The organism is Sphingorhabdus sp. EL138 (assembly GCF_945862485.1).
GTDB lineage: Bacteria > Pseudomonadota > Alphaproteobacteria > Sphingomonadales > Sphingomonadaceae > Sphingorhabdus_B.
This window is the reverse complement of sequence record NZ_CAMAYF010000003.1, coordinates 96,859-123,792: the sequence shown is the minus strand read 5'-3', so window position 1 is coordinate 123,792 and position 26,934 is coordinate 96,859. Positions and strand designations below refer to the sequence as shown.

The window sequence follows — 26,934 nt, the reverse complement described above, 5'->3', positions numbered from 1 at the left end:
ATTGAATGAATCAGGCCCGGCACGTCCGGGCCTTTTCTTTTGCGGATGTAGTTCCGCTTAGGATCGCTTGAGAGATTTTGCACCATCCAAACATCGCGCGACGTTCGACGCCGTCCGACCATGGCGAGGGCATGCTTCTCGGTGCTCATCTGTAGCGCGTATTTAGCAGGGAAAACGGCGGATGACTATTTCGCGCCACGCATCGCGAACGGACTGAACTTGTCTACGTTCTTTGGGAATTCGGCTGAATTCGGCAATGAACTGCTCTGCGTTCAACCGGTATTTCTTGGGCGCGCAATATAAAGGGGACCCTGCGGTGCGCGCAGCCTCATTCTCGGCTTTGACGGACTTCGCCGCTTCTTCAAAAACGCGGATCATCGGCTTTAGGTCTTTTGCAAAGACTGCGCCCATGCCCCTTTTTTGCAAAGCCACGGCTTTTACAAAAAAAGTTTCAGCGTCCATGGCGTGTGCAGGAAGAGCGCACAATAGGGCGCCCACGACCACAAGCACAGCATATTTCATTTTGTGACCTCAACTCTCTCCCGATTGGGGATAGTGCGTTGATGTCGCGAATAAAAGCTGAAAACTAAGCACCTTGCGGCGTCGCGTCTCCGACCGGCGCAGATTTGCCGCGTCCCGCCTTTGGTATGGCTGTACCCACCGTTGGAATGGACGAGGGCTTAACGACCTTACCATCGTCGCGTTCGAATTTGCCCGTTTCCAAAAGCTGGTTGATTTCGTCGCCAGACAGCGTTTCAAATTCCAGAAGGGCGTTGGCCAGCAAGTGCAATTGTTCGTTATGCGTGGTCAGCAACTCGGTTGCCCGTTTATGCCCGCCTTCAACCAGCTTGCGTATTTCGGCATCGATCTTGCGGGCTGTTTCGTCCGACATAGCCGACCTTTGCGACATGCCATAACCAAGATAGCCCTCTTGACGCTCTTCATATTGGAGCGGACCCATAGTATCCGACATCCCCCATTGCGTGACCATGTCGCGCGCAAGGCTGGTTGCATATTGGATGTCGCTGGACGCGCCTGAACTGACCTTGTCATAGCCAAAGATCAATTCCTCTGCCACGCGGCCACCCATGGACACTGCAAGGTTGGCGTGCATTTTGTCGCGGTGATAGCTATAATTATCGCGCTCGGGCAGGCGCATGACCATACCCAAGGCACGACCACGGGGAATGATCGTTGCCTTGTGGATGGGATCGGACGCTGCCTCATGGATCGATACAATGGCATGGCCCGCCTCATGATAAGCAGTCATTTTCTTTTCATCTTCGGTCATGACCATCGACTTGCGTTCGGTGCCCATCATGACCTTGTCTTTGGCATCCTCAAATTCTTGCATCGCGACCAACCGCTTGCCACGACGTGCGGCAAGCAAGGCCGCTTCGTTCACAAGGTTGGCAAGGTCGGCCCCTGAGAAACCGGGCGTACCGCGCGCAATCACTCGGCCATCAACGTCAGGTGCCAATGGCACTTTTTTCATGTGTACTGCGAGGATCTTTACTCGGCCATCAATGTCCGGACGTGGCACGACAACCTGACGGTCGAAACGGCCAGGACGCAGCAAAGCGGGATCAAGGACATCAGGGCGGTTGGTGGCGGCAACAATGATGATGCCTTCATTGGCTTCGAAGCCGTCCATTTCGACCAGTAACTGGTTCAAAGTCTGCTCGCGCTCGTCATTCTGGTTTCCTAGGCCAGCGCCACGGCTGCGGCCGACGGCGTCGATTTCGTCAATGAAGACGATGCAGGGTGCGTTTTTCTTCGCCTGCTCAAACATGTCACGTACGCGGCTTGCACCTACGCCCACAAACATTTCGACAAAGTCAGAACCAGAGATGGAAAAGAATGGAACGCCAGCCTCACCAGCAATTGCGCGGGCAAGCAATGTCTTGCCGGTACCTGGCGATCCAACGAGTAAAGCGCCCTTGGGGATTTTCCCACCAAGGCGGCTGAATTTTTGCGGGTCTTTTAAAAATTCGACGATTTCCTGAAGCTCCTCACGGGCCTCATCAATGCCGGCGACGTCATCAAAGGTTACCTTGCCATGCTTTTCAGTCAGCAATTTCGCCTTCGACTTGCCAAAACCCATGGCTCCACCTGCACCGCCGCCCTTTTGCATTTGCCGCAAAACGAAAAATGCGATGCCAAGGATAACAAGGAACGGCAGCGCTTGATATAACAGGATTAGAATGAGGCTGGGCTGTTCTTCGGCCTTACCTTGAACATCCACGCCCTTTTCATCAAGCAAAGGATAGAGGCTATTGTCGCCTGGAATTGGAACGGTGACGAAGGTTTCGTCATTCTGCAGTTTGCCGCTAATACGCTCCGGCGCAATCGCGACGGATTTGACTTCACCCGCCTCAACTTTGTCGCGGAACGACGAATAGCTGATGCCCTTAGCCGTTTCTGACGAACCGTTGAATATCGAGGCGACAAGCAAAAGCGCTACAATGATCCCGGACCAAATGGCCAAATTGCGGAGCATCGGGTTGCTTTTAGGTTCTTGTTCGTCGTTCATCATCACTGCCTTGTTCTGTGCCCGCGCTATATACGTGGAGATACGCAGCTAATGTAGGGGCGAATGCGTGAATGACAATATAGCGATTGGCAAAACTTACGGGCTGTTTTTCTTAACTACGTCGGGGCGGTGCTTTGGAAAACTGCCAATCAGATCCGCCTAGGCATTTGATATTGCCAATCATAGCAGTCCGCGCATTATCGAGGTCGGTTAACAAGCGGTTGATTGCGTCACCACGGGGAGCAAGATTGACGTCCAAGGTCTTAAGGCAGCGGATTAACAACCGTCGTTTCAATTCACGAGGCAGGCCGCTGGCCTTGCAGGTGATAACGTCATTTTCTTGACTTATCCGCTGCTCTGCCAGCGTGTCGGTTATCCAGAGCAGAGCATCGGATGCGTCTGCCAAGGCGCTGGCCGTGCGCAGCGCGCGGGGTGCAGAGAATGGATGCTGCGTGTTGGCTAACCATTTCCGCATCGCAACCCGGTCAAAATCGATGTTTGCGTTGCTGGGGTCGTTGACCGATTGAATGCCAGCACTGGAGCAGATGTCGATAAGCTCCGCTTTTGTGAATTCCAAAAGTGGCCGCATTACCCGCCCATTGCGGGTGCGAATGCCGGACAAGCCATCGACGCCGCTGCCCCGCCCCAGTCGCATGAGCAAAGTTTCCAATTGGTCATCGGCATGATGTGCCGTCGCAATGTGCCGACAATTTTGCGTATCGGCCGTACGTTCCAACAACGCGTAACGGGCCGCGCGCGCGGATGACTGGAGATTGCCTGAGATTTTTTCGTCAGGTGTTAAAATGATATGCGGAACGCCAAGATTGCGGCAAATTTCGGCAACAATCTGCGCCTCATCAGCGGACTCGGCCCGCAATTGATGGTCTACTGTTGCGGCGACCAATTTACCGGGCAAAACTTGCTGCGCCAACAGTAAAAGGGCAAGGCTATCGGGGCCGCCCGACACCGCGCATAACAAGCGATCATCGGCACAGTCCAGCCTGCAAAGTGCTGCCCTGAAGCGGTCGAGAACGTCCGGTTCTAGCGTTACTTGCACTTCGCCCTTGTTTTGCCGGATGTGAGGCGTTCGGACAAGCGGCCAGTCGCCGCATCGGGATATGCTTTTGCCAATTCGCCAAAAGCTTCACATGCCTCAGCCGCTTTTCCAAGGTCTGTCAAAGCCGATCCCAAGAACAGCAAACTATCGGGCGCGCGGTCACCACGTGGGTCAGCCTTATAGTTTTCGTAAAAAACCTTCACCGCAGTTGCGGGTTTTTTGTCATCCAACCATGCTCGGCCAAGCAAATTTCGTGCATAGCTTGCACGTTTATGTTTCGGAAATTTTGTCAAGATTTCTTCAAGTATTGCTTGCGATTCCGGATAGAATTTAGCTTCCCATAGACGGTAGCCATAATTGTAACCATCATCGAACGCATCGCCACTGGCCGGGCGTTCGATCGCCGCAACTGCAGCGATACGGGCCGGGTTTGGCTTAGCGGAGGTTGCAGGCTTTGTTGGAACTACGCCTGCTTTAGTTTTCGGTGCTGCTGCTGTGGGCGTTACCGTTGGTTCAACTTTTTCGACAGGCGATGCTGCCTGAGCAGCCATTTGTATCTCCAGCGCCTTCAACCGGCCCTCGAGTCCGCGCATATTGTTGCCTTGCAATTCGACCTGCCCAGTCAGAGTCGCAAGCTGCGCCTCTAATGCATCCACACGCGCTGTAAGATCGACCGTTACAGTTGTTGAACTGCTCGTCGTGCTTGGCGCTGTCGGTGACTGGATATCCGGTTCGACAAATCTGCCGGCACCATTGGGGAATACCTGGCGCTGAACAGCCCGCATCTCCTTCTCGAGTTTGCCCACGCGCGTGTCAATGTTCGCGTCCTGCGCCATTGCTGGTACGCTAATCGCTAAAGCTGCGCTGCCAAGGATAACGCGCCGAAAATACATTGAGTTACTTCCCTTTACTAAGCTCGAATAGCGGGTATAGCTTAGTGCAATCCCGCGATAAAGGCCCGCGCTGCATTTCGGCAAAAAAAATTGCAGTTTATCGAATTACGGGCTTTAATGATGGGGCTTACTGATTTGGGGTGGCTACCAAAGATGTGCCGGGCAGAGCCGCTTTTTCGTCCATGCTGCCGCTCGTAACGGCTGTATCACCATCCACGGTCGCGGCAGGCTTGGGCACGATTGTCGTTGGCACTGTTATGGGCGCTGACGTTGGCATTTGCTGCGCTGGAGTTGGCTGTAATGCGTAGCTTCTAAAAATTAAATAAGCGGCCAGAACCAACACCGCAACTGCTGCAGCGGTCCATGCCAAGCTTTTCGAAGGAACACGCGCAGGGTCCGCTGGTTGGTAATTTTGGAGCGGGGCCTCATATCTTTCATGCCCGCCGCTAGATAATTCGGCGCGTAGTGCATTCACTATCGCAATATCGTCTAGTGCAACCGCGCGGGCGTAAGACCGAACAAAACCAACGGTATACGTTTGTCCTGGCAACGCGCTGAATTCGGATCGCTCAATGGATTCCAAATGTCGCATCGGCACACGTGTCTCGGCGGCGAGGTCAGACAGACTCATACCCATCCGCGCGCGCGCGGCCTTGAGTTCTTCACCTACAGTCATAGGCTCCGTTTCCACACGAGGCATTTCGTCCACTGCAATCTCCACGACCCGCTCCCCACATCTGCGTGCAGTGGCGCGGATAATGGGCACCAAATGAATAATGTCAATGTTTATTGCAGATAATCAAATAATTAAGCCGCAATTATTTACCCGATTTCAATGCCTTGACCAATTGCCCAACTTGTCAATTCTTCGCGCAAATTCTCCGTAGGATTGTCAAGCAACTCTTCCATTTTTGCGCGGATATCAGAATGGCGGGTTGAACGGATCATGGCCTTGATAGGCCCAACCGCGGCTGGTGTGATCGACAATCGACGAATGCCAATGCCCATGAGGGCAAGCGCCTCAAGCGTTCGTCCACCCATTTCGCCGCACACCGCGACGTCGACCTCGTGGCCCTCGGTGGCCTTTACGACCCGCCGTATGAACCGCAGGATAGCCGAGCTCAGCCAGTCATAGCGCTCTGCCAAACGGGGATCAGCTCGGTCCGCAGCAAAAAGGAACTGGGTTAGATCGTTGGTACCAATGGACAGAAAATCAATCTTCGGCAGCAGGATGTCGAGCGTCTCTGCTAGAGCCGGGACCTCAAGCATCGCACCGTAACGGATTTTGTTAGGTAGTATCTTTTTCTGCCGCCCCAGAAATTCAATCTGGCCGTCGAAAATGGCCTTAGCCGCATCAAACTCCCATGGCTCAGAGACCATCGGGAACATGACGTTCAGCGTGCGACCGGCCGCTGCCTCAATCAGCGCGCGCGCTTGCGCCTTCATCAACCCGGCGTGATCAAGCGACAGCCGCAGTGCACGCCAGCCCAACGCGGGATTTTCCTCTTCGCTCGTTTCGTCCTTCAAATAGGGTAGGGCCTTGTCTCCGCCGACATCCAGCGTGCGGAAAATGACTGGCTTGTCGCCAGCCGCATCCAAAACGTCGCGGTAGAAGCGTTGCTGCCGCTCGCGTTGGGGCAAGGTCGCCGAAATCAAAAACTGGAACTCGGTCCGAAAAAGGCCAACGCCTTCCGCGCCGGTTGTCGCCAAAGCCGACATATCATCACGCAAGCCAGCGTTAATCATGAGTGTAACCGGCACGCCGTCTTTGGTAACGGATGCTTCATCGCGCATCGCGGCATAACGCGCTTTTTTCTTCTGCCGATCCACAAGATCATGTTGAAATATTTCTTCTGCCGCAGAGGAAGGGCGCACGATGACGCTTTTGTCATCCGCGTTCAACAACAGCATGTCACCGTCGCGTACCTTGTGGCGAATGCCGCGCACCCGACCAAGAACCGGAATGCCCATGGCACGTGCCACGATCACCACATGTGCGGTAAGCGAGCCTTCCTCTAGGACCACACCGCGCAGACGCCTTTTGTCATATTCCAGCAATTCTGCTGGACCCAAATTGCGTGCGATCAGGATGGAATCCTTCTTCAGCCCCAGTTGCGCCGCGGTACTCATTTGCCCGGAAACGATGCGTAGCAAACGGTTCGACAGGTCCTCCAGATCGTGCATGCGATCGGCAAGCAATGCGTCGTCAATCTGCCGCATGCGCATGCGCGTGCGTTGCTGCACACGTTCAATCGCGGCTTCGGCGGTTAGGCCGCTGTCAATGGCCTCATTGATCCGGCGGCTCCAGCCCTCATCATAAGCGAACATTTTGTAAGTCGCGATGACCTCTTCATGTTCTCCGCCCGTGCCAAAATCTATCTGGCTCGTCATGCGGTCGATTTGTTCACGCATTTTATCGAAGGCGGAATAGACACGCTGGCGCTCAGCTTCGATATCCTCGGCAACGGTGTGCTCGATGCGCACATTGGGCTGGTGAAAAATAGCGACGCCAGCGGCTGCACCTTTAACCAGCGGTAATCCTGTGAGACTAATCGTGCCAGTCTCATTGCCACCCCGGGCAGTTGGTTCGTCAATTAGGTCGGCGTTGGCAATGAGTTCCGACAACACCATGGCGACGGTTTGAAGCGCCTCAATCTCGACCTCTTCATATTTACGCGGTTCGACATGCTGAACCGCGAGCACGCCGACGGCTCGTTCGGACCGGACAATTGGCACGCCGGCAAAACTGTGAAAGCGTTCTTCACCAGTTTCTGGGACATAACGGAAATTTGGATGTGCTGCCGCCTGATCTAGGTTCAGCGTTTCGACATTTTCAGCAATTGTTCCAACGAGACCTTCGCCCAGACCCAGCCGGGTAATGTGCACCGCAGCTTGGTTCAACCCGCGCGTGGCAAATAATTCAAGTGCGCCCTCGCGTAACAAGTAAATCGAACACACTTCACTCGAGAGCGCTTCGCCGATGATGTTGACCACATGGTTCAACTTACCCTGCGCATGATTTTTCGAGGCCATCACCTCATGCAGGCCAGTCAGGATATTACGGGCAGAACGTGTAGCGCTTTCCATCAGCTACACCTAGCAGAGACCGAACGGGCAAGCGATAGAAACTATTAAATTTTTCGAAGTTAACCTGTTGAAGCCGTTTCATGCAGTATAGCCTCTTTAAGATGTAACTTTTGTTTTTTCAGATCGAGAATGGTTTTGCTATCGGGGAGCGGTCTGTTTTCTTCGCGCTCTAGCTTTTGTTCGAGTTCGGCATGCTTGTTACGAAGCGCGGACAGATGATTATTATGCACATCATTCTCCTTCAGTCTGAGACTCGGCTTTCTGAACCAAGCAGTAAATCACGAATTTTTGCGAGAGTCTTGAGGATATTTATCGGTCCAGCGCGCCTAAAAACCAGATTCGGGCCAAACGCCGTTTTTTTAACGATGACTTGTTGACCACAGTCTGTGTAGAATAGTTTCATGAACGACGATGGGTATCAGCAGCAGCTTGCACAGCTTAAGATTGAGCATCGCGATCTTGATGATGCCATTCAGGCGCTCACCGCGCAGACGTTAGTTGACCAACTCCAGATCGCGCGACTGAAGAAGAAAAAGCTTATCTTGAAGGACCAGATCATGCGTCTGGAAGACCAATTGGTCCCAGACATTATCGCTTAGTTGTGAACGGCTAGTTTCGACTTTTTAAGCATCAAATTGCAGGCTGGCGAGGCGGGCATATAATCCGCCCGCGACGCTCAGGGCTGCATGATCGCCCTCTTCAACAATTTTGCCTTGGTCCATCACGATGATACGGTCAGCAGAACGCACGGTTGCGAGACGGTGTGCAATTACGATTGTGGTGCGTCCAACCATCAGCCGCTCCAGCGCGTCTTGCACCAGCCTCTCACTTTCGGCGTCCAAGGCGCTCGTGGCCTCATCGAGCAACAAGATCGGCGAATCGCGCAACAAGGCGCGGGCAATGGCAAGCCGTTGCCGCTGCCCGCCGGAAAGCCGCGCGCCGCCTTCACCCAAATAGGTATTAAGACCTTCCGGCAATGCACTTAGGAAACCAGCTGCGTTTGCTTTTTCAGCTGCCGCCCAGATCGCATCGTCGCTTGCATCCCATTGGCCGTAACGCAGATTGTCGCGCGCGGAGGCTGCAAACAACACCGTGTCTTGTGGCACTAACGATATACGGCGCCGGAATTCAGCAGGATCCGCGCTGGTCAGCGCGACACCGTCAATGCGGATGGTTCCAATTTCGGGGTCGTAAAAACGTTCCGCCAGCTGGAACAAAGTTGATTTGCCCGCGCCTGACGGCCCCACAACAGCAACGGTTTCGCCCGGTGATACTTTCAGGCTGAAATCGTCAAGCGCCGCGACCTCAGGGCGGGTGGGGTAGCGGAAGCGAACATGTTGGAATTCCAATTGCCCGCGCGCTGGCGGCATAACAACCGGGTTAGTAGGCGGTGCTATCTCAGGTACTTCGTTCAGCAATTCGGCGAGCCGCGAAGCCGCGCCCGAGGCGCGCACAAGGTCGCCATAGACTTCGGTCAGCGCGCCAAATGACCCTGCGACCAATGCCCCGTACAAGACGACCGCGAACAAGGTTCCGGAGGTTATGACGCCTTCCTTAACTTGATCCGTGCCTTCCCAAACGAGCATCGTGATGCCGCCAAAGATCAACGCCATGACGAGTGCGGTCAGAAACGCCCGCAATCTGATGCGCTTCTTCGCGGCATTGAAGGTGCCTTCGACAGCATCGGCAAATCTTACTCCTTCACGGCTTTCCTGCCCAAAGGCCTGAACAATCTTTATGGCGCCAAGCGCTTCTGAAATGATCGTGCCGACGCTGGCGACATTGTCTTGGCTTTTGCGCGAAGCCTTCTCCAGCCGTCGTCCCAGAAACACAATTGGTAAAACGACGACTGGAATGCCCGCGAGCAACCAAATGGTCAGGCTTGGAGCGAGTCCGAAGAGCAGGGTCACGCCGCCTATGCCGATAAAGATATTGCGCAGTGCAACGGATACCGTAGTGCCGACAATCTGTTCGATAATCGCTGTATCGGCAGTCATCCTGCTGGCGATTTCCCCGGGACGATTATCTTCGAAAAAGCGCGGGGCCAAGCGCAATAGATTTTGCTGCACTGCAACACGAATATCGCCCACCACACGTTCACCGAGCCAACTGACAAAGTAAAAACGAAACGCCGTCGAAACGCCGATGATAACCACTATGCCGAGCAACAAATAGAAATATGGCGCAGGATCGCCGCCATTTTTGACAAAGCCTTCATCGATGATCAGGCGCAAGCCATAAGGGATGGCAAGCGTAGACGCCGCTGCTGCAATCAACGCGAGTAGGGCATAAGTAATCTGGCGGGGATACCGTATGGTAAAATGCCCGATCATCCGCAAACTGCCAAAGTTAAGCTTAGGCTTGGGGGGAGCCGCTTCTTCGGATGTCGCTATGGTTGGCGTATCGGAATTATCGTTTGTCATTACGCCCGCCTAGCAGTGCGCCGGACGGGTAACAATCCGCCACGGAAAATGTAAACGCTTTTCCTATGGTGCAATGCACAATAAATGCGTAAAGCCGTATGCCATTGCGGCAGAATATTCCCGCCGCGAATATTAAAGGCCTCAATATGCTTTACACCGGATATGACCTTCAACGCGGCTGGCTTGCTGGCGCAGGCTGGGTTGCGCAAAAACAGGCAGAATGGCTCAGCGCGCTGCCTTCGCCGTTCAATTACGGCGGCATGGCGCCAGTTGCGGCTTCTGCGCTTGAGGTTTTTGCACATTCGGTTCTGCCGCGCGGAAAACCTGCGTTTGGATTAAATGAAGTTGTCATCGGTGACAAAAGTTTCGCGGTTCAGGAAGAAAATCTCGCGCGCAAGCCCTTCGGTCAATTGAAGCGTTTCGTCTATGAAGGCAGCAGCGAAAAGCCACGGCTTCTCATCTGCGCGCCTATGTCCGGGCATTTTGCGACGCTCTTGCGCAGGACAGTCGAGCGCATGATGGTCACGCATGATGTGTATATCACCGACTGGAAAGACGCGCGCGATGTGCCGCTGACGGGCGGCGGTTTCGATCTTGAAACCTATATTGATTATCTGATCGAGTGGCTCGAATTCCTTGGCCCCGATGCAGGTGGACGCGGCGCGCATATGTTGGCCGTGTGCCAGCCGTCGGTTCCGGCTTATGCCGCGGCCGCAGTAATGAGCGCAAAGGACCATCCGCTGCGTCCACGCACGTTGACGATGATGGGCGGGCCGATCGATACACGCGAAGCGCCAACGGTGGTGAACAACCACGCGACCCAGCGTCCGCATGAATGGTTTGTGCAAAATGTGATCGCGACTGTCCCGCCTTATTACAAGGGCGCTGGCCGCCGCGTATATCCGGGTTTTCTGCAGCTTTCGGGCTTCATGTCGATGAACCTTGGCAATCATATGATGAGCCATTGGTCGATGTTCTCTGACCTCGTCAAAGGCGATGGCGAGAGTGCGGATCGGCATAAGGAATTTTACGACGAATATCGGGCGGTCTGCGATATGACGGCGGAATTCTACCTGCAAACCGTGGATACAGTGTTCCAGCGCCATTTGCTGCCCAAGGGTGAATTCAACTATCGCGGCCATTTGGTGGATCCTGCGGCCATCACCGATATTGGCTTGCTGGCGATTGAGGGCGAACGCGATGACATTAGCGGTTTGGGCCAGACACAGGCCGCGTTGACTATTGCAACCGGCTTGCCCGCGGCGTTGAAGAAATATCATATGGCGCCAGAAGTTGGCCATTACGGTATTTTCAACGGCAGCAAATGGCGCGAAAAAATTGCGCCCGTTGTGGAAGAATGGATATCTAGCCACAATTGAACGACGATATGTTCCCCGTTATTTGGACCTGCTTAATAGCATTTTGCGTAGCAAGGATTTCTGCGGGTTTTCAGCGATGACCCTGCATATTAACGCCACAGTCGAACGCTGGCCGGTCAATGGCCATTTTACCATCGCACGCGGGGCAAAGAAATGTGTCGATCTGATCGTAGTTGCGGTCAGCGATGGCACACATATCGGACAGGGTGAGGGCACGGCGATTTATTATCGCGGGGAGACCGCCGAAGAATGTCTGCGCCAGATCGCGCGCGTCACCGACACCATCGCCGCGCAGGATGTTCCGATGACACGCGCGCTTTTGCAATCCGAGCTGCCACCCGGCGCGGCGCGTAATGCGTTGGATTGTGCGCTGTGGGATTTGGAGGCCAAGCAGACCGGACAACCCCTTTGGGCATTGACCGGCATGATATCACCGCCCACGCCGCTGGAGACTGCCTTCACCATATCGCTGGGAACGCCCGATGCGATGCATGCCGATGCGCGGACTGCGGCCGAAAGTGGCTATGGCCTGCTGAAGCTCAAACTGAATGGCGATGCCGACCGTGACCGTGTCGCTGCGGTGCGCGCGGGCGCACCCAAAGCGCGTATCATTGTGGACGCCAATGAAAGCTGGGGCGCATTGGATATTGCGGCTGAGGCAGAAGTCCTGAAGATGCTGGGCGTTGCCATGATTGAGCAACCCTTGCCCGCAGGCCAAGACGCAGCGCTTGCCAACCTATCATCGCCCCTGCCCATTTTTGCCGATGAAAGCTGCCATGTTGCGGCGGACGTCCCGCGCCTTGCCGGATTATATCAGGGCGTGAATATCAAGCTGGATAAAGCCGGTGGCCTGACCGCGGCTCTGGCGCTCTCTAAGGCCGCGGAGAACGCAAAGATGGATATTATGGTTGGTTGTATGCTGTCGACCAGCCTTGCCATTCAGGCGGCGTTTCTGGTGGCGCAGACGGCGTCTTGGGTTGACCTTGATGGACCAGCCTTGTTGCAAAAGGATCGGCCGGGCGGATTTCGCTTTGCAGACGGACGCCTGTCCCCGGCCTAATGCAGATTTTAATCCTTATAGCGCGTCAAGATACTCAATCTCGGGTGCGCCGGCGAGGCAGGGGCCAAGCTTGGGGCCAGCGGCCTTGAAATAGGCGCTGGCGCCATGTGCGGTGAGCGCGTCTTGATCGACATATTGTTCAAGCACTTTGTACACTTGCGGGTTGGACCGTGACCGGGTGAGCGTATAAAATAGGTTCCCCGGTTCACGAGGGTCAGGACCACTTAAATCCACCTTCGCGGCGTTAAAATGGCAAAGATATCGAAGTGAAATGGCCGCTGTCAGGCAGTCGTTTTGCCTGCAAAGTCATTTCGCTTTGAGATCGAAGCCATTTTAACGCCGCGAAGGTGGATTTAAGTGGTCCTGACCCTAAGCCCGAACCGCTGCAGACAATTCTGCAAAAACAGCCTCAAAATCTGCGTTCTTGCCTTCGGCAACGGTTAATGTTGCGATTACACCAATGGCGGACATGAGGCTGTTCCTTGTTTTCTTATGTGCGATTAAAAGATTTCGAAGAGGCCAGCGGCGCCCATGCCACCGCCGACGCACATGGTGACGACACCATATTTCGCACCGCGACGCTTGCCTTCGATCAAGGCGTGGCCCGTGCAGCGTGCGCCCGTCATGCCATAAGGATGGCCAATCGAAATTGACCCGCCATTGACGTTCAGCAACTCGTTTGGAATACCCAATTTGTCGCGGCAGTACAGGACTTGCACGGCAAAGGCTTCGTTCAATTCCCAGATGCCGATATCGTCCATCTTCAGACCGAAACGCTGCAGCAATTTGGGGATGGCGAATACGGGACCAATGCCCATTTCGTCTGGTTCCGTGCCTGCAACCGCCATGCCGACATAACGGCCAAGCGGGTTGAGGCCCTTTTTCTCGGCCAATTTTGCTTCCATCAGGATGGAGGCCGACGAACCGTCGGACAGCTGGCTTGCGTTACCGGCTGTGATCGTCATGTCAGGGCCAAGCACGGGCTGAAGCGCCTGTAGACCGGCCAACTGCGTATCGGCGCGATTGCCTTCATCCTTGGCTATGGTCACTTCCTTTTGGCTGACTTCGCCGGTTTCCTTGTTCACGACGTTCATCATCGTGGTTACGGGAGCGATTTCAGCATCGAAATAACCGGCGGCTTGAGCAGCGGCGGTGCGTTGCTGCGATTGCAGGGCATATTCGTCCATCGCATCGCGGCTGACATTGTACCGCTTGGCGACGACTTCAGCGGTCTGCAGCATCGGCATGTAGATCGAATTGTGCATTTCGACTAACGCATGATCAGGCTGAACGCGCATTTCCTTGGTTTGCACCAGTGAAATCGATTCTTGTCCGCCAGCCGCCATAACATCGATATTGTCGACGATGATCTGCTTGGCCGCGGTCGCAATCGACATCAGGCCCGACGAACATTGTCGATCCATCGTCATGCCCGATACGGACACGGGCAGGCCAGCGCGCAGCGCAACTTGGCGCGCAAGATTGCCGCCTTGTGTGCCCTGCTGCAGCGCGGAGCCCCAAAGAACGTCGTCGATTTCGCCGCCTTCGATGCCAGCGCGCGCAACAGCGGCCTTCAACGAATAGCTGCCGAGTGTTGCGCCCGATGTTGCGTTGAACCCGCCGCGATAGGCTTTGCCAATGGCGGTACGGGCGGTGGATACGATTACTGCGTCACGCATGTGAGAAATTCCTTAAAGTGAAAATTATACGAAAAACTGGCTGATCCATTCCGCCTGAAGGGCTGGCTTTTCCTCGCCCTCAATCTCGACAGTGAATTCAAGCGTCTGTTGCCATTGGCCGGGGCGCTTTTCGGTAAGCTCAAGCAGTTTGAAATGGCCGCGTACGCGCTTGCCCGAACGGACAGGGGCGAGAAAACGGGTTTTGTTACCGCCATAATTTACGCCCATTTTGACGCCCGCAACCTTGGGGCAATCGGACTTGGCGCTCATCACCGGGAACAAAGATAAGGTTAGAAAGCCATGGGCAATCGTGCCACCGAACGGTGTCTGCTTCGCCATTTCTTCGTTGATATGAATGAATTGATGGTCGCCCGTGGCATCGGCAAATTTGTTGATCATGTCCTGATCCACCAAAATCCATTCTGATACGCCAATATTCTCGCCGACTTTGGTTGCGAATTCAGCGGGGGTAATTGCGGTCATACGGAGTCTCCTGCTTTCTAATTTCGGCCTATCGTGGCGGTTTCAAACGCGCAATACAAGCCCCGCTTGTTTGCCGTTACGGCATGCTAGCGGCGCTCTGACTTGTAAACGGCGAATCAGCTTTTTGAACGCGCCTTGGCTGTTTTGGGCGGCGCGGCATAGGGCATCACCATTGTGCCGTCTGGCGCGGCGGTGAAAGTCGTCTGCGTCGGATAGGCAAAAGAAATCCCTTCACGCGCGAAGCTATCGATGATCGCAATGCCAATATTGTGGCGCGCCTGAAACATCTCTTCGACATCATCGCTTTCAATGTCGAACACTACATGGAAATCGAGCGAGCTTGCGGCAAAATTGTTGAAACCCGCGCGAATGAATTGCGCATTATTCGCTTCCACCGCTTGGCGTAGAATGTCCGGCACACGGCGGGCAAGGGCAGGGGGTGTTTGATAGACAAGGGTCAGCACGAAGGTGACGCGCCGATACAAGGTCATCGTGTTGTTGGTGATTTCCTTTTCCAGCAATTTGCTGTTGGAAATAATCTTCTCTTCCCCCGTCAGCGCGCGCAGTCGCGTGCTTTTCATGCCGATGACTTCAACCCGCGCAACCGTATTGTCATAAGACACCGTGTCGCCGCGCCGGAACGGCTTGTCGAAAATGATGGATATGGCCGCAAACAGGTCGGAGAATATGCCTTGCGCGGCCAGGCCGATGGCAATGCCGCCCACACCAAGTCCGGCGACAAGACCCGTGACATTGACGCCCAGATTGTCGAGCACGACAATGGCGGCCACCGCAAATAAGACGAAGCTGACGAGCAGGCGAATGAGCACCATCGCGCTTTGCAACGTATCATGTTCATGAATGCCTTCGCCCGCGCGCCGTTCAATCAAGCCCAGGATGATTTCACGCAACCAGATCGCAACCTGAATAACAATCGCGATGGTGAACAATATGTCGACGGTCTGGGTCAGTGCCGCTGGCGCATTGGCAATCTGGTTGACCAATTCAATCGACACCATGACGCGGAAAAATCTGCTTGTCCGTGCCAAGGTGCGGGCAATGATGGATTTTAGATGCGCGCGGTGCTCACTGGCGCGGGCGATATTTGCGGCGATTCTTTGCAGCCAGCTCAGCGCAACGAAAACCATTATCGCCGCGACAATGGCAATGCCCAGTTCGACATAATTGGTCTGCACCCAGATGGTCAGGGCGTCCCAATAGCTTTGGAGATGTAGGCCAATGGCTTCTGGAGCGATGCGCGGTAAGGTCGGTGCGGTTTGTGTGGTCATGCACCCTGTTTACGGTCGATGGCGGCGGCACACAAGTTTTGCGATGTGTTAGCCCTCAAGCAATAAAGCATCGATGATCAGACATTGCACGCCTTGGGCTACAACGGCCCGCGATATCGCAATGTCGGCGACGATGTGGCGGGGCAAATCAAATTCATGTTCGGCTAACATCTGCGATAGCGCCTCCGCGTCGCCGTGCCATGTTCCATCTTGCAATTGCACCGACAGGCATATTTGCATCCCCGAAAAGGTGAGTCTGTGCCATGGCCGTTCGTGCAATATGCGGATGTCGGCAACGGGGATGATTGCGCGTAATGCGTTTATGAGGGCGCCTGCTTGTGTCCGCCTGCTCATATTCCCTTCCTACCGAGGATAGAGGCCTGTTGGCCATAATTTGACATGAACTGCCGCAGTTTTAACTCCATTTCGGGTCTAATTTCTCGGCCCATGCGTATGTCCAGCACAAGCCGCGGATCCCCCGCCGCCAAGCGCCCGAATTTGGTCGGTGGTAGGTCTTGTTCCCGAAGAAACCGTTCAATAAGGCGCGTGATGTGCATGTTGTCTCCTCCACGATCGACCCGGATTGGCTTGCCCGAATCAGTAAGAACAAATATAGAACAAAAATGGTAGGATAAATCCTACAAGTCTAGGAAATTTCCAACCGAACCGGAGGGAACAAAATGGGGGAAGACCCAAGGGCTGCTTTGGAGCGCTTGATTGCGGAAAATGCAGAAGATTTTGCGGGCCTGTCGAAACTGGTCGGCCGTAATCCCACCTATATTCAACAATTTATTAAGCGCGGATCACCCAAAAAACTGCCAGAGACGGAACGCGGGATATTGTCGCGCTATTTTGGTGTGGACGAAAGCGTGCTCGGCGGGCCAGATGCGGGCGCGGCCAGAACGGGGATGCGGCTTATTCCAAAGCTTGCGGTTGACGCGTCGGCGGGGCCCGGTGCCATTCCGGGGCGCGAAACGCTGGCCGGCAAAATCGGCTTTGACGAAAAATGGTTGCGCAAGCAGGGGCTGGATCCGGCCAAGCTCTCCTTGATTCAGGTGGATGGCGATTCGATGGCGCCCACATTGAACCATGGCGATGACATCATGGTCGACAACCGCGCGGCGGCGGGCCCGTTGCGCGACGGCATTCATGTCATTCGGCTGGATGATGTCTTGATGGTCAAACGGCTGGCCGGCGGCCCCAGCGGGCGTTTGTCGGTTTTGTCGGATAATCCGGCCTATCCCGCTTGGCCCGATGTGGACGGCGCAACCGTTGCCATCATCGGCAGGGTGGTATGGGCAGGGCGGCGGCTTTGAAGGCTTGCTTCGGCCGCTTCCGTGCGGCACATGAATATCTATGTCTAACGTCACATCTACGCCCACACAGACGCCGCCGCTAAAGGCTGCGATCATTCCTGTCACCCCGTTGCAGCAGAATTGCACGCTGTTTTGGTGCACCGAAACGAACAAGGGCGCTTTGGTTGACCCCGGCGGTGATCTCGACAAGTTGAAAGCCGCTGTCGCGCAAACGGGCGTTGAGCTTGAAAAATTATTGGTGACGCACGGTCACCTTGACCATTGCGGACAAGCAGGGATGCTAGCCCAAGAATTGGGCTTGAAGATTGAAGGCCCGCATGAGGACGATCGTTTCTGGATCGAGAAGCTCGACGGTGACGGCGCGCGCTATGGCATGGAAGCGCATAGTTTTGAGCCTGACCGCTGGCTGGTCGACGGCGACACCGTGACCGTGGGTAATCTGACGCTCGATGTCATCCACTGCCCCGGCCATACGCCTGGACATGTCATTTTCCATCATCAACCCAGCCGTCTGGCGATTGTCGGGGATGTTTTGTTTCAAGGGTCCATCGGCCGCACCGATTTCCCGCGCGGCAACCATGCCGACCTTATCAACGCGATCACGACGAAGTTGTGGCCATTGGGGGATGATGTGACCTTCATCCCCGGCCACGGTCCGACCAGCCAATTTGGCTATGAGCGCAAGCACAATGCCTTTGTGGCGGACGATGTGCTTGCTGCGCGATAGGTTGGGCGAAGTTAAAGGATCGCTGCGTAGACGTTCCACAAGGCCCAGCCAGCAAGGGCGAGCAAACTAATCATCGTGGTCAGCGTGCCGACCATACGGCCTTTGCCCAATGACCCGCCATCCATGCCGAGGCCATGGGCGAAACGACCGATGATGTAAACGAGGCCAAGCCCCCAAAGCCATTGGTTGGTTCCGCTTGTCGCCTCAAGCGCGGCGATGAGTATCAAGATGAACGGTGCGCTTTCCACGAAGTTCGCGTGCGCGCGCATCCGGCGGATGACAAATTCATTGCCGCCATCGCCAATCGAGACGCTTTCCTTGGTGCGCGCCTGACCACAACGGACCATGAGCCAAATATTCACCAACGCCGCACCTGCGGCTATTGTAAGCGTGACGGGTAAACTCAACATATATTCTCTCCCAGTTTGTGGTCCTGACCCTAACGGCTATCTCTCGGCTTGCAAAGCACCGAAAAACAAGTATAGCGCGCCGCTCACACAGACATGTGCGGACGAATGCGGCTGATTCTGGCGATTGCTTGCCACGACCATCTCTTTCGCCTAAACATGCCTTAGACCTTATTGATTTTGAAATGGAACAGGTGCCGAGATGGCTGTCCCCAAAAGAAAAACATCCCCTTCGAAGCGCGGCATGCGTCGCAGCCATGATTCGCTTAAGGTTGCTGCGTACCAAGAATGCGCTAATTGTGGCGAACTGAAGCGTCCACATCATTTGTGCGATGCCTGTGGCCATTATAATGGTCGCGAAGTGGTGGCAGTCGCCTAATCCTGTACAAGGAGAATAGCTGGTGTCGATGAAACCGCGTATCGCCATTGACGCGATGGGCGGTGACGAAGGCGTCCCTGTGATGATCGCAGGCGCGGCTTTGGCACGGCACCGGCATGAAAGCTTCCAATTTCTATTGGTAGGTGACGAACCGCAGATTAAATCTGCGCTCGATAAACACCCCAATTTGCGCGCAGCATCCGAAATCCTGCATAGCGACGTTGTCGTCACCGCGGATGACAAGGTCAGCGCAGCGTTACGCAAGGCCAAGACCAGTTCGATGGGCATGGCTATTAACGCCTTAAAGTCTGGCCATGCCAGCGCCGCCGTCAGCGCAGGAAACACCGGCGCATTAATGGCTACTGCCAAACTTGCCTTACGCACGATGCCCGGCATTGACCGGCCAGCTTTGTCTGCTTTGCTGCCGACATTAGAAGACACCGATGTGGTGATGCTTGATCTCGGTGCCAACACCGAGTGTGAGGCGAAGAACCTTGTCCAGTTTGCCGTCATGGGTGCGGCCTATTCGCGTATCATTTTCGGCTTTGACCGCCCGCGTGTCCGCTTGTTGAATATCGGTACCGAGGAAATGAAAGGCACGGAGCAACTGCGCGACGCGGCGCAGCATTTGCGCGATGCCACCGGCCTGCATATGGATTTTCAGGGCTTTGTGGAAGCTGACAAGATCAACCGTGGCGAATGTGATGTCGTGGTCTGCGATGGCTTTACCGGCAACATCGCTTTGAAATCTATTGAAGGCACGGCCCGTTTCGTAACCGACCTTTTGCGCCGGGCCTTCACCAGCTCCATCCGTTCGAAATTCGGTTTTCTGGTATCGCGTCCCGCGACCGAATTGCTGCGGCACCATCTTGATCCCAATAACCATAATGGCGCGGTGTTCATGGGACTGAATGGCGTGGTCGTCAAAAGCCACGGCAGCGCCAATATCAAGGGCGTGGCCAATGCGGTCGAGGTTGCGGCGCGATTGGTCGAAGAAGACATTACAGCGCGCATCACCCAAGATTTGGCGCGGATACAGGCCGAATGACGCAAGTCGCTCTTCGCGCCGTTATCAAGGGCACTGGGTCGGCGCTTCCACGCAGCCGCGTGTCGAACGCGGAACTGGCTAGCAAAGTCGATACGACCGACGAATGGATTACCGAGCGGACGGGTATTAAGTTCCGCCATATTGCCGAGCCCGATGAAACAACATCCAGCCTGGCGATCGAAGCATCGCGCAAGGCGCTCGACGCGGCTGGCATGTCGGCGCGTGACATTGATCTCATCATTTTGGCGACCGCAACGCCCGACCAGACATTCCCTGCTTCGGCTACCATCGTGCAACATGCGCTTGGCTGCAATGGCGGTGTTGCCTTTGATGTGGCGGCGGTTTGCTCGGGCTTCCTCTATGCCTTTTCCGTTGCGGAAAGCATGATCCGGGCCGGGTCCGCCTATAATGCATTAGTCATCGGGGCCGAAACATTTAGCCGCATATTGGACTGGGAAGATCGCACGACATGCGTGTTGTTTGGTGACGGCGCTGGCGCGATTGTCCTGTCGGGCGAAGTTGGAACGTGCGGTGCGCTCGCGACGAAATTGCATGCCGATGGCCAACATAATGAATTATTATATGTTGATGGTGGCCCATCCACGACCGGGACTGTCGGCAAATTGCGGATGAAGGGGCGCGAAGTATTCCGCCATGCCGTGACCAATTTGACCAGCGTATTGCATGAGGTGCTTGCCGCGACAGAATTGACGCCAGCCGACGTCGACTGGGTTGTTCCGCATCAGGCAAATGCCCGGATAATCGAGGCGACAGCGAAGAAGCTGGGGCTTGATCCGAGCAAAGTTGTCCTCACCGTTGACCAGCACGCCAATACATCGGCAGCGTCGGTTCCTTTGGCCTTAGATGTCGCAGTGCGCGATGGCCGGATCAGAGCAGGGGACATTGTCGTTTTGGAGGCAATGGGTGGCGGATTTACTTGGGGCGCATCCATCATACGGATGTAGGTTTCAGATAAAATCACTATTTTACAATTTGAAATTCTATTGTATGACATTATTCTGACAATATAAGTTAAGACCCGGAGACGAATATGGCAGAAGCAGGAACATTAACGCGCGCCGATTTGGCCGAGATGCTTAACCGTCAAATCGGTTTGTCGCGCGCAGACGCTGCGGCGATGGTTGAATCGATCCTTGGTCATATGACCAGTGCTTTACTGAATGGCGACAATGTTAAAATTTCCGGTTTTGGCACCTTCGTACTTCGGGACAAAGCGGAGCGTATTGGGCGCAACCCGAAAACGGGCGTTGAAGTGCCGATTACGCCACGCCGGGTTCTTACATTCCGTGCAAGCCAAGGCATGCGTCAAAAGGTAAAATAACTTCTATGCGCGAAAAATCGGCTGACGCTTTCCGTAATATTGGTGAAATGGCGGAGGCGTTGGGCGTTCGGACGCACATATTGCGTTATTGGGAAGAACAGTTCCCCATGTTGCGGCCGCTGACGCGTGCGGGTGGTCGGCGTTTGTATCGACCCGATGATGTTGCCCTGCTGCACACTATCCATCGCTTATTATATACAGAAGGCTATACCGTGAAGGGCGCGCGGCGTTTCCTGACGGAAGGCGGGGCACAGGATGTGCAGCAGAAGGCGGCTGCGCCAGCACTAGCACCAGCACCAGCGCCTGCGCCGATCCAATCATCCTTTGCTACGTTCGACTTTGGGGCTTTGCAGGCGGTGCGTGACCGGCTCGCGACCGCTTTGGCCGCCGCCTGATCAGTTAACGGTCTAACCTATATTCGAGGCGTAGACCAAATCGCGAAATGGCACTGGGCCGACCATGAAGACCGCTTCGCCAATGGCCGCAAAGCCGGCCCGTTCGTAAAAACCCAAGGCGCGCACATTTTTTTCGTAGACGGACAGAAGCAAGCGTTTTGCCCTGCGCTGATCGACCACTGCGAACACCAAATTTAACAGGTCTTTGCCGTTACCAACGCCCTGCCATGGCCCCAGCAAATAGATGCGTTTCAGTTCGATGTCGCCCTCTTGCTGCAACGTAGGATGTGATGGCGGCGTGATCATGGCATAGCCGACAGGCGCGCCCAGCGGTGTTTCACCAATCAAGATATCGGTAGCCGGATCGCGGAGCGCCGCGGCGTAATATTCGGCGCTATGTTCTTGCCCTAGATGCGCAATCAATGGCTTGCCGGGATGGTCAAAGGCGAAGGTTGCCATGAAAGTGGCCGCACCCAGATAAGCAAGCGCTTCGGCATCATCCGCATTGGCGGAGCGCCAGATAATAGGGGTCATTCGTCTTCGGGCCCGAGTTCGGGGTCGAGATCGCGGGGCCGTATGAAGTGGGTGAGTTGCCCACATTTGCGATCCAGTTCGGCCCAGCGCGTGATGTTCAGCTCCATCCGCGCAATGCCGGCTGTGGGATATTTCTCCCACACCAAATCGCGTAAGGGCGAACTGCCATCGTCTGGGCAGATGTCGAATACCAGATCTTCTAGCCCCGGATTATGCCCGACCATCAACAGATTTTTATGCTCATCCGCCTGATCGCGCAGCACATCCATCAACGTCGCAGACGACGCCAGGTAAATCCGGCGGTCCCAATTGGGGTCCATGCGTCCGCCTGTGCCCTTCACAAATTGGTCGATGGTTTCGATCACGCGCACGGCGGGGCTCGCGACCACATGGTCAAAGGCCAATCCGTTGCGTTTGACCCAGACGCCCATGGTAACCGCTGCCTTTTCACCGCGTTTATTGAGCGGACGGTCAAAGTCGCGCGGGACCGTGTCATCCCAGCTCGATTTGGCATGGCGGAACAAGGTAAGGGTAAAGGTCAAATCGGGTTGCTCTCTTCCAACGTGTCTGACGTGTCCTGCCGCAAATTTGTGTCAGACGAAAGACCTGATTTTATGGAATGCACGGCCTCCTCCAGCGTCACGCGGCGAATGGGGGTGCCGGGCGGAAATGCCGACAAGAGCCGGCTGGGCACCGCCGATGACAAGAGCACAAAATGGCCCTTGTCGCCGGCGCTCCGGATCAGGCGGCCAAAGGCCTGTGCCATTTTGGCGCGGATGATGCGATCATCATAGTCCATGCCGCCCTGTTTCAAACGCCGCGCGCGGTGCAATATGTCAGGGCGGGGCCACGGAATTTGCTCCATGACAACCAGCCGCAACGAATGGCCCGGCACATCCACCCCGTCACGCAATGCGTCGGTACCCAGCAAGCTTGCATGCGGGTCATCGCGGAAGATGTCGACCAATGTTCCGGTATCAATGGGGTCCACATGTTGCGCATATAAAGGCAGGCCATCGCGCGCCAAGCGGTCGGCGATGCGCGCATATGTCGATCGCAACCGCCGTATCGCGGTGAACAGGCCCAGCACGCCGCCGCCCGATGCGGTAATCAACGCGGCATAAGCGCCCGCCAAGGCGGCAGCATCGCCCTTTTTAATATCCGTAACGATCAACACTTCGGCCTGCGTGCTATAATCAAACGGGCTGCTTGCCGAAAAATGCGTCGCGGGCTTATCCAGATGGCTGGCCCCTGTCCGCGCTTCGGCATTTTGCCAGTCGCCACCGCTGCGCAAAGTGGCCGAGGTGGCGAGCACGCCATGGCTGGGTTTCAGCACGATTTCTGCCACGGGCTTCATCGGGTCGAGCCAGCGGCGGTGCATGCCAATGTCCATTTCGCGGCCTTCAAACCGCTCAATCGCCAACCAATCAACATATTCAGGGTCAATGGGGCCGACGGCGCGCGCCAACATCGATATCCATGCGCGTAATGTGTCGATGCGCCAGCTCAAGCTTGCGGTTGCGCCCTCAACGCGCGCACGGGCGCTGCCATCGAGCCAATCGGGCGGGTCGGCTATCATCGCCTCCAACCGTTGCCCCAATATCGTCAGCGGCCTTGCCAGCGCCTCCAGCGCGGTTGCGGCGTCGGCGGCGGCGTCAATGACTTGCGGGTCAGGATCGGCAAGCTCGGTCTCCAGACCATAGCCGCTTTCGGTCGCGTTGGTTTCGTCGCGCGCAAATACCATCGCTCGGATCGCGGCGAGCAAATGCTCGATTGGTCCCGATGGCGTGCCTTCGGCCAAGCGCGCAAGCCACCCGTCGCCGGGCAAAGCTTCGGCGGCGACGCGCGCCATTTCAATAGCAAGGCCGCCCTCTTCGTCATAAGAGGCAACATCAGCAAGTCGCGCCGAAAGCCCGCGCCGCCGCCCACGCGCCTTGCCTTCGGGGCCAATGACCCAGCGGCGCAGCTCAATCGTTTCTTGGCCCGTCAGCGCGGCGGCAAACATCGAATCTGCGGCATCAAACAGATGATGGCCTTCGTCAAAAATGATACGGCTTGGCCGATTTTGTTCGTCCCGCCCGCGCGCAGCATTGACCATCATCAACGCGTGATTGGCGATGACGATTTCGGCCTGCACCGATGAACGTGCGGCGCGTTCAATGAAGCATTTTTTATAATGCGGGCATCCGGCATAAATGCATTCGCCGCGCCGGTCGGTTAAAGCATTGGAGCCATTGCGGCGGAACAAGGTCGGCAACCAACCGGGCAAGTCGCCGCCGATCATATCGCCATCATGCGAATAAGCCGCCCAGCGTGCGACCAGATGCGCAAGGATCGCTGCGCGTCCGGCAAATCCGCCTTGCAAGGCATCTTCCAAATTGAGCAAGCACAGATAATTTTCGCGCCCCTTGCGCACCACAACCTTGGACTTGAAGGTTTCATGGTCGGGATACAAGCGCTTTGCCTCGCGCACCAATTGCCGTTGCAGCGCCTTGGTAAAGGTGGAAATCCACACGGTGCCATCGGCGGCGGTGGCCCACAGGCTGGCCGGAGCCAAATAGCCCAGCGTCTTGCCAATACCCGTGCCCGCTTCGGCCAACACCATATGCGGTTCGCCCTTGCCTTTGCGTGGCGCGAAAATATTGGCCGCCGCTTGGGCAAAATCGCGCTGACCCTGCCGCGTTTCTGCAGAGCCGCCGACGAGAGATGCCAAGCGGTCTTGCACGGCATCGGCCTGCAATGTCACGACGCGGGGCGGGGTGCGCGGTGGGGCTTCCTCCCATTCGGGCAGGCGGCTGAACAACCAGCGTTCGGGCCGCTCGGGCTTTTTGAGTGCAGCCAACACCAGATTGGCCCATGGCCAACGCAGCCGCATCAACGCTTGTGCCGAATCCCAAGCGCCCTCACGTTCGGCCCAATCCGCGGCGCGCAGCACCGACAGCAAATAATGCGCGGCGCGCAGTAAGAACAGCGGAACCTCTTGATCGGTGACTGGCGCAGGCAGGCCCAGCGTCTTTGCCAATCCCTTGGGCGTCGGCACGGCAAAGCGCGCGGGGTAGACAAAGGCATATAGTTCCAGAAGGTCCAGCCCCGACAAATCAGGATAGCCAAGCCTTTGTGCGACCAAAGGCGCATTGAGCATGACCATAGGCGTTTCTGCCGCGCGGCCTGCCGCTTCGCCCTTGCTTATAGTTTGCACCTGTCCGTCGCTGTTGCTCATCCAAATACCGGCATGGCTTGCATGGAGCGCAGGAAAGGCTAGTGGAGTTTCCATCAGCCCAGTTGGGCTATTTGGAACGAAAGAGCAACACGTGACTGACCTTCGCGACATAGCATTGGCATCAAAAGCCTGGCCTTATGAAGAGGCGCGGCGTTTGCTGAAACGCTATCCCAATGGCAAGGCCGATGGTCAGGCGATTATCTTTGAATGTGGCTATGGCCCATCGGGCTTGCCGCATATCGGCACCTTTAACGAAGTGCTGCGCACAACTATGGTGCGTAATGCCTTCCGGACATTGTCCGACGCGCCGTCGCGGCTCATCGAATTTTCGGACGATATGGATGGCCTGCGCAAGGTGCCGGACAATGTGCCGAACCAAAAGATGCTCGCCGAACATTTGGGCAAGCCTTTGTCGCGCATCCCTGATCCGTTTGAAAAGTTCGACAGCTTTGCCGCGCATAACAATGCGATGCTGCGCGATTTTCTGGATCAGTTCGGCTTTGAATATGAATTCATCTCATCCGCGTCGCAATATGAAAGCGGCGCGTTTGACGATGCGTTGAAAAATGTGCTGCGATATTATCAGGGCATATTGGACATCATGCTGCCGACGTTGCGCAAGGAGCGCGCCGCGACCTATTCGCCGATATTGCCGATCAGCGAAAAGAGCGGTGTCGTGCTGCAAGTGCCCGTTGAAGTTGTCGATGCCGAGGCGGGGCTTGTCCGGTTCGAGGACGATGGCGACATGGTCACGCAATCGGTCTTGGGCGGCAAGTCAAAGCTGCAATGGAAGGTCGACTGGGCAATGCGCTGGGTCGCGTTGGGCGTTGATTATGAAATGTATGGCAAGGATTTGACCGACAGCGGCGTGCAATCGGGCAAAATCGCGCGCGTGCTCGGCGGACGTCCGCCTGAAAGCCTGATTTACGAAATGTTCCTCGACGAAAAAGGCGAGAAGATTTCCAAGTCCAAGGGCAACGGCCTCGCGCTGGAGGATTGGTTGAAATATGGCACCGAAAATAGCGTAGCTTTTTACGCCTTCCGCGAACCCAAAAGCGCCAAGCAACTGCATTTGGGCGTGGTGCCAAAGGCCGTGGACGAATATTTTCAGTTCCGCGCGCAATGGCATGACCAGCCGATTGAAAAGCGGCTGGGCAACCCTGTACACCATGTCCACAATGGCCAAGTGCCCAGCGGGCAGCCGCCCGTGACCTTCGGCCTGTTGCTGAACCTTGTTGGCGTGATGGGGGCAGGCGCGACAGAGGCGCAGGTTTGGGCTTATCTTGGTAATTATGCCGATAATGTCTCGCCCGAAAACGCGCCGGAGCTGGCTGAGCTTATCCCGATTGCCTTGGCCTATAACCGCGATTTTGTCGCACCGACCTTGCAAAAGCGTAAGCCTGAAGGTGTTGAAATTGCCGCCTTGCAAACGCTGGATGCGCGGTTGGCGGGATTGCCTGCTGATGCCAGCGCTGAGGATATTCAGAACATCGTTTACGAAATCGGCAAAGAGGGCGGATTTGAAAATCTGCGCGACTGGTTCAAGGCCTTGTACGAGACGCTTTTGGGTTCAAGCGCCGGGCCACGCATGGGCAGCTTCATCGCGTTATATGGCTTGGCCAACAGCCGCCAGCTGATTGCGGAGGCGCTTGCATAGCCAAGGCGAGGGCCGTCCGGTTGGAA

Annotated in this window: 28 protein-coding genes; 11 read left to right on the top strand and 17 right to left on the bottom strand. The window is 55.7% G+C overall.

The annotated features are described in order from the left end of the window. Positions 1–162: 162 nt before the first annotated feature. From Q0O33_RS02595 to Q0O33_RS02565, 7 genes are all read right to left on the bottom strand, one after another. On the bottom strand, positions 163–462 hold the full coding sequence (locus Q0O33_RS02595; protein ID WP_295495640.1) for a hypothetical protein: 300 nt from the start codon (positions 460–462) through the stop codon (positions 163–165). A 124-nt stretch (positions 463–586) separates the two neighbouring features. Beyond that, positions 587–2,533, bottom strand: coding sequence for an ATP-dependent zinc metalloprotease FtsH (ftsH, locus tag Q0O33_RS02590; protein WP_295495638.1), 1,947 nt, complete (start codon positions 2,531–2,533; stop codon positions 587–589). A gap of 112 nt (positions 2,534–2,645) precedes the next feature. Then, the gene (tilS, locus tag Q0O33_RS02585) at positions 2,646–3,590 is read right to left on the bottom strand and encodes a tRNA lysidine(34) synthetase TilS (protein ID WP_295495634.1); all 945 of its coding nucleotides are present in this window, start codon (positions 3,588–3,590) and stop codon (positions 2,646–2,648) included. Further along, positions 3,581–4,483: a tetratricopeptide repeat protein gene (locus Q0O33_RS02580; protein WP_295495631.1), complete on the bottom strand. Its 903-nt coding sequence runs from the start codon at positions 4,481–4,483 to the stop codon at positions 3,581–3,583. Before Q0O33_RS02580 ends, tilS begins: the two co-directional genes overlap by 10 nt. A gap of 127 nt (positions 4,484–4,610) precedes the next feature. Next, entirely contained in the window at positions 4,611–5,159 is a 549-nt protein-coding gene (locus Q0O33_RS02575) for a helix-turn-helix domain-containing protein (RefSeq protein ID WP_295495628.1), read from the bottom strand. Positions 5,160–5,305: 146 nt separating this feature from the next. Beyond that, positions 5,306–7,570: a phosphoenolpyruvate--protein phosphotransferase gene (ptsP, locus tag Q0O33_RS02570; protein ID WP_295495625.1), complete on the bottom strand. Its 2,265-nt coding sequence runs from the start codon at positions 7,568–7,570 to the stop codon at positions 5,306–5,308. A gap of 59 nt (positions 7,571–7,629) precedes the next feature. Further along, positions 7,630–7,800 (bottom strand): YdcH family protein, encoded by a 171-nt coding sequence (locus tag Q0O33_RS02565; RefSeq protein ID WP_295495621.1) that lies wholly within the window; start codon positions 7,798–7,800, stop codon positions 7,630–7,632. A gap of 171 nt (positions 7,801–7,971) precedes the next feature. Between Q0O33_RS02565 and Q0O33_RS02560 the strand changes: the two genes are divergently transcribed. Then, a complete protein-coding gene (locus Q0O33_RS02560; protein ID WP_295495618.1) occupies positions 7,972–8,169 on the top strand; it encodes a DUF465 domain-containing protein in 198 nt (65 codons plus the stop codon). Between the two features lie 24 nt (positions 8,170–8,193). On the opposite strand, the gene Q0O33_RS02555 is transcribed toward Q0O33_RS02560, so the two are convergent. Then, positions 8,194–9,903: an ABC transporter transmembrane domain-containing protein gene (locus Q0O33_RS02555; RefSeq protein ID WP_295495742.1), complete on the bottom strand. Its 1,710-nt coding sequence runs from the start codon at positions 9,901–9,903 to the stop codon at positions 8,194–8,196. A gap of 236 nt (positions 9,904–10,139) precedes the next feature. On the opposite strand from Q0O33_RS02555, the gene phaZ reads away from it, so the two are divergent. Both phaZ and dgcA read left to right on the top strand, forming a co-directional pair. Then, positions 10,140–11,372, top strand: a complete 1,233-nt coding sequence (gene phaZ, locus Q0O33_RS02550) for a polyhydroxyalkanoate depolymerase (RefSeq protein WP_295495740.1) — start codon at positions 10,140–10,142, stop codon at positions 11,370–11,372. Positions 11,373–11,448: 76 nt separating this feature from the next. Continuing rightward, positions 11,449–12,432 (top strand): N-acetyl-D-Glu racemase DgcA, encoded by a 984-nt coding sequence (dgcA, locus tag Q0O33_RS02545; RefSeq protein WP_295495615.1) that lies wholly within the window; start codon positions 11,449–11,451, stop codon positions 12,430–12,432. A gap of 15 nt (positions 12,433–12,447) precedes the next feature. On the opposite strand, the gene Q0O33_RS02540 is transcribed toward dgcA, so the two are convergent. From Q0O33_RS02540 to Q0O33_RS02520, 5 genes are all read right to left on the bottom strand, one after another. After that, positions 12,448–12,666, bottom strand: a complete 219-nt coding sequence (locus tag Q0O33_RS02540) for a putative quinol monooxygenase (RefSeq protein WP_295495613.1) — start codon at positions 12,664–12,666, stop codon at positions 12,448–12,450. Between the two features lie 266 nt (positions 12,667–12,932). Continuing rightward, positions 12,933–14,111 (bottom strand): acetyl-CoA C-acyltransferase, encoded by a 1,179-nt coding sequence (locus tag Q0O33_RS02535; protein ID WP_295495610.1) that lies wholly within the window; start codon positions 14,109–14,111, stop codon positions 12,933–12,935. Positions 14,112–14,135: 24 nt separating this feature from the next. After that, the gene (locus Q0O33_RS02530; RefSeq protein WP_295495606.1) at positions 14,136–14,594 is read right to left on the bottom strand and encodes a MaoC family dehydratase; all 459 of its coding nucleotides are present in this window, start codon (positions 14,592–14,594) and stop codon (positions 14,136–14,138) included. 116 nt (positions 14,595–14,710) lie between these two features. Then, a complete protein-coding gene (locus Q0O33_RS02525; RefSeq protein WP_295495604.1) occupies positions 14,711–15,883 on the bottom strand; it encodes a mechanosensitive ion channel family protein in 1,173 nt (390 codons plus the stop codon). 48 nt (positions 15,884–15,931) lie between these two features. After that, entirely contained in the window at positions 15,932–16,237 is a 306-nt protein-coding gene (locus tag Q0O33_RS02520) for a hypothetical protein (protein ID WP_295495601.1), read from the bottom strand. A 326-nt stretch (positions 16,238–16,563) separates the two neighbouring features. On the opposite strand from Q0O33_RS02520, the gene Q0O33_RS02510 reads away from it, so the two are divergent. Both Q0O33_RS02510 and Q0O33_RS02505 read left to right on the top strand, forming a co-directional pair. Beyond that, complete coding sequence (locus Q0O33_RS02510; protein ID WP_295495596.1) at positions 16,564–17,199, top strand: S24 family peptidase; 636 nt, start codon at positions 16,564–16,566, stop codon at positions 17,197–17,199. A gap of 40 nt (positions 17,200–17,239) precedes the next feature. After that, entirely contained in the window at positions 17,240–17,926 is a 687-nt protein-coding gene (locus Q0O33_RS02505; RefSeq protein ID WP_295495593.1) for an MBL fold metallo-hydrolase, read from the top strand. Between the two features lie 11 nt (positions 17,927–17,937). Here Q0O33_RS02505 and Q0O33_RS02500 read toward each other — a convergent pair whose 3' ends face one another. Beyond that, on the bottom strand, positions 17,938–18,336 hold the full coding sequence (locus Q0O33_RS02500) for an MAPEG family protein (RefSeq protein ID WP_295495590.1): 399 nt from the start codon (positions 18,334–18,336) through the stop codon (positions 17,938–17,940). 199 nt (positions 18,337–18,535) lie between these two features. Here Q0O33_RS02500 and rpmF point away from each other — a divergent pair, with 199 nt between their 5' ends. The 5 genes from rpmF to Q0O33_RS02475 all read left to right on the top strand — a co-directional run bounded on the left by rpmF (position 18,536) and on the right by Q0O33_RS02475 (position 21,497). Then, positions 18,536–18,712, top strand: a complete 177-nt coding sequence (rpmF, locus tag Q0O33_RS02495) for a 50S ribosomal protein L32 (protein ID WP_125229645.1) — start codon at positions 18,536–18,538, stop codon at positions 18,710–18,712. A 28-nt stretch (positions 18,713–18,740) separates the two neighbouring features. Beyond that, on the top strand, positions 18,741–19,760 hold the full coding sequence (gene plsX, locus Q0O33_RS02490; RefSeq protein ID WP_295495737.1) for a phosphate acyltransferase PlsX: 1,020 nt from the start codon (positions 18,741–18,743) through the stop codon (positions 19,758–19,760). Next, on the top strand, positions 19,757–20,725 hold the full coding sequence (locus Q0O33_RS02485; protein ID WP_295495587.1) for a beta-ketoacyl-ACP synthase III: 969 nt from the start codon (positions 19,757–19,759) through the stop codon (positions 20,723–20,725). The genes plsX and Q0O33_RS02485 overlap by 4 nt, the downstream gene beginning before the upstream one ends. A gap of 86 nt (positions 20,726–20,811) precedes the next feature. Further along, entirely contained in the window at positions 20,812–21,102 is a 291-nt protein-coding gene (locus Q0O33_RS02480) for an integration host factor subunit alpha (protein ID WP_295495585.1), read from the top strand. Between the two features lie 5 nt (positions 21,103–21,107). Beyond that, positions 21,108–21,497 carry a MerR family transcriptional regulator gene (locus Q0O33_RS02475; protein WP_295495583.1) on the top strand — a complete coding sequence of 130 codons (390 nt, stop codon included), beginning with the start codon at positions 21,108–21,110 and terminating at the stop codon, positions 21,495–21,497. A 12-nt stretch (positions 21,498–21,509) separates the two neighbouring features. On the opposite strand, the gene Q0O33_RS02470 is transcribed toward Q0O33_RS02475, so the two are convergent. From Q0O33_RS02470 to Q0O33_RS02460, 3 genes are read right to left on the bottom strand one after another with little or no spacing between them, the layout of a single operon-like run. Then, positions 21,510–22,031, bottom strand: coding sequence for a GNAT family N-acetyltransferase (locus Q0O33_RS02470; protein ID WP_295495580.1), 522 nt, complete (start codon positions 22,029–22,031; stop codon positions 21,510–21,512). Beyond that, positions 22,028–22,573 carry a histidine phosphatase family protein gene (locus tag Q0O33_RS02465; RefSeq protein WP_295495577.1) on the bottom strand — a complete coding sequence of 182 codons (546 nt, stop codon included), beginning with the start codon at positions 22,571–22,573 and terminating at the stop codon, positions 22,028–22,030. Before Q0O33_RS02465 ends, Q0O33_RS02470 begins: the two co-directional genes overlap by 4 nt. After that, positions 22,570–25,305, bottom strand: coding sequence for an ATP-dependent DNA helicase (locus Q0O33_RS02460; RefSeq protein ID WP_295495574.1), 2,736 nt, complete (start codon positions 25,303–25,305; stop codon positions 22,570–22,572). The genes Q0O33_RS02465 and Q0O33_RS02460 overlap by 4 nt, the downstream gene beginning before the upstream one ends. A gap of 37 nt (positions 25,306–25,342) precedes the next feature. Between Q0O33_RS02460 and Q0O33_RS02455 the strand changes: the two genes are divergently transcribed. Further along, complete coding sequence (locus Q0O33_RS02455) at positions 25,343–26,908, top strand: lysine--tRNA ligase (RefSeq protein ID WP_295495570.1); 1,566 nt, start codon at positions 25,343–25,345, stop codon at positions 26,906–26,908. The last annotated feature ends 26 nt before the right edge of the window (positions 26,909–26,934 follow it).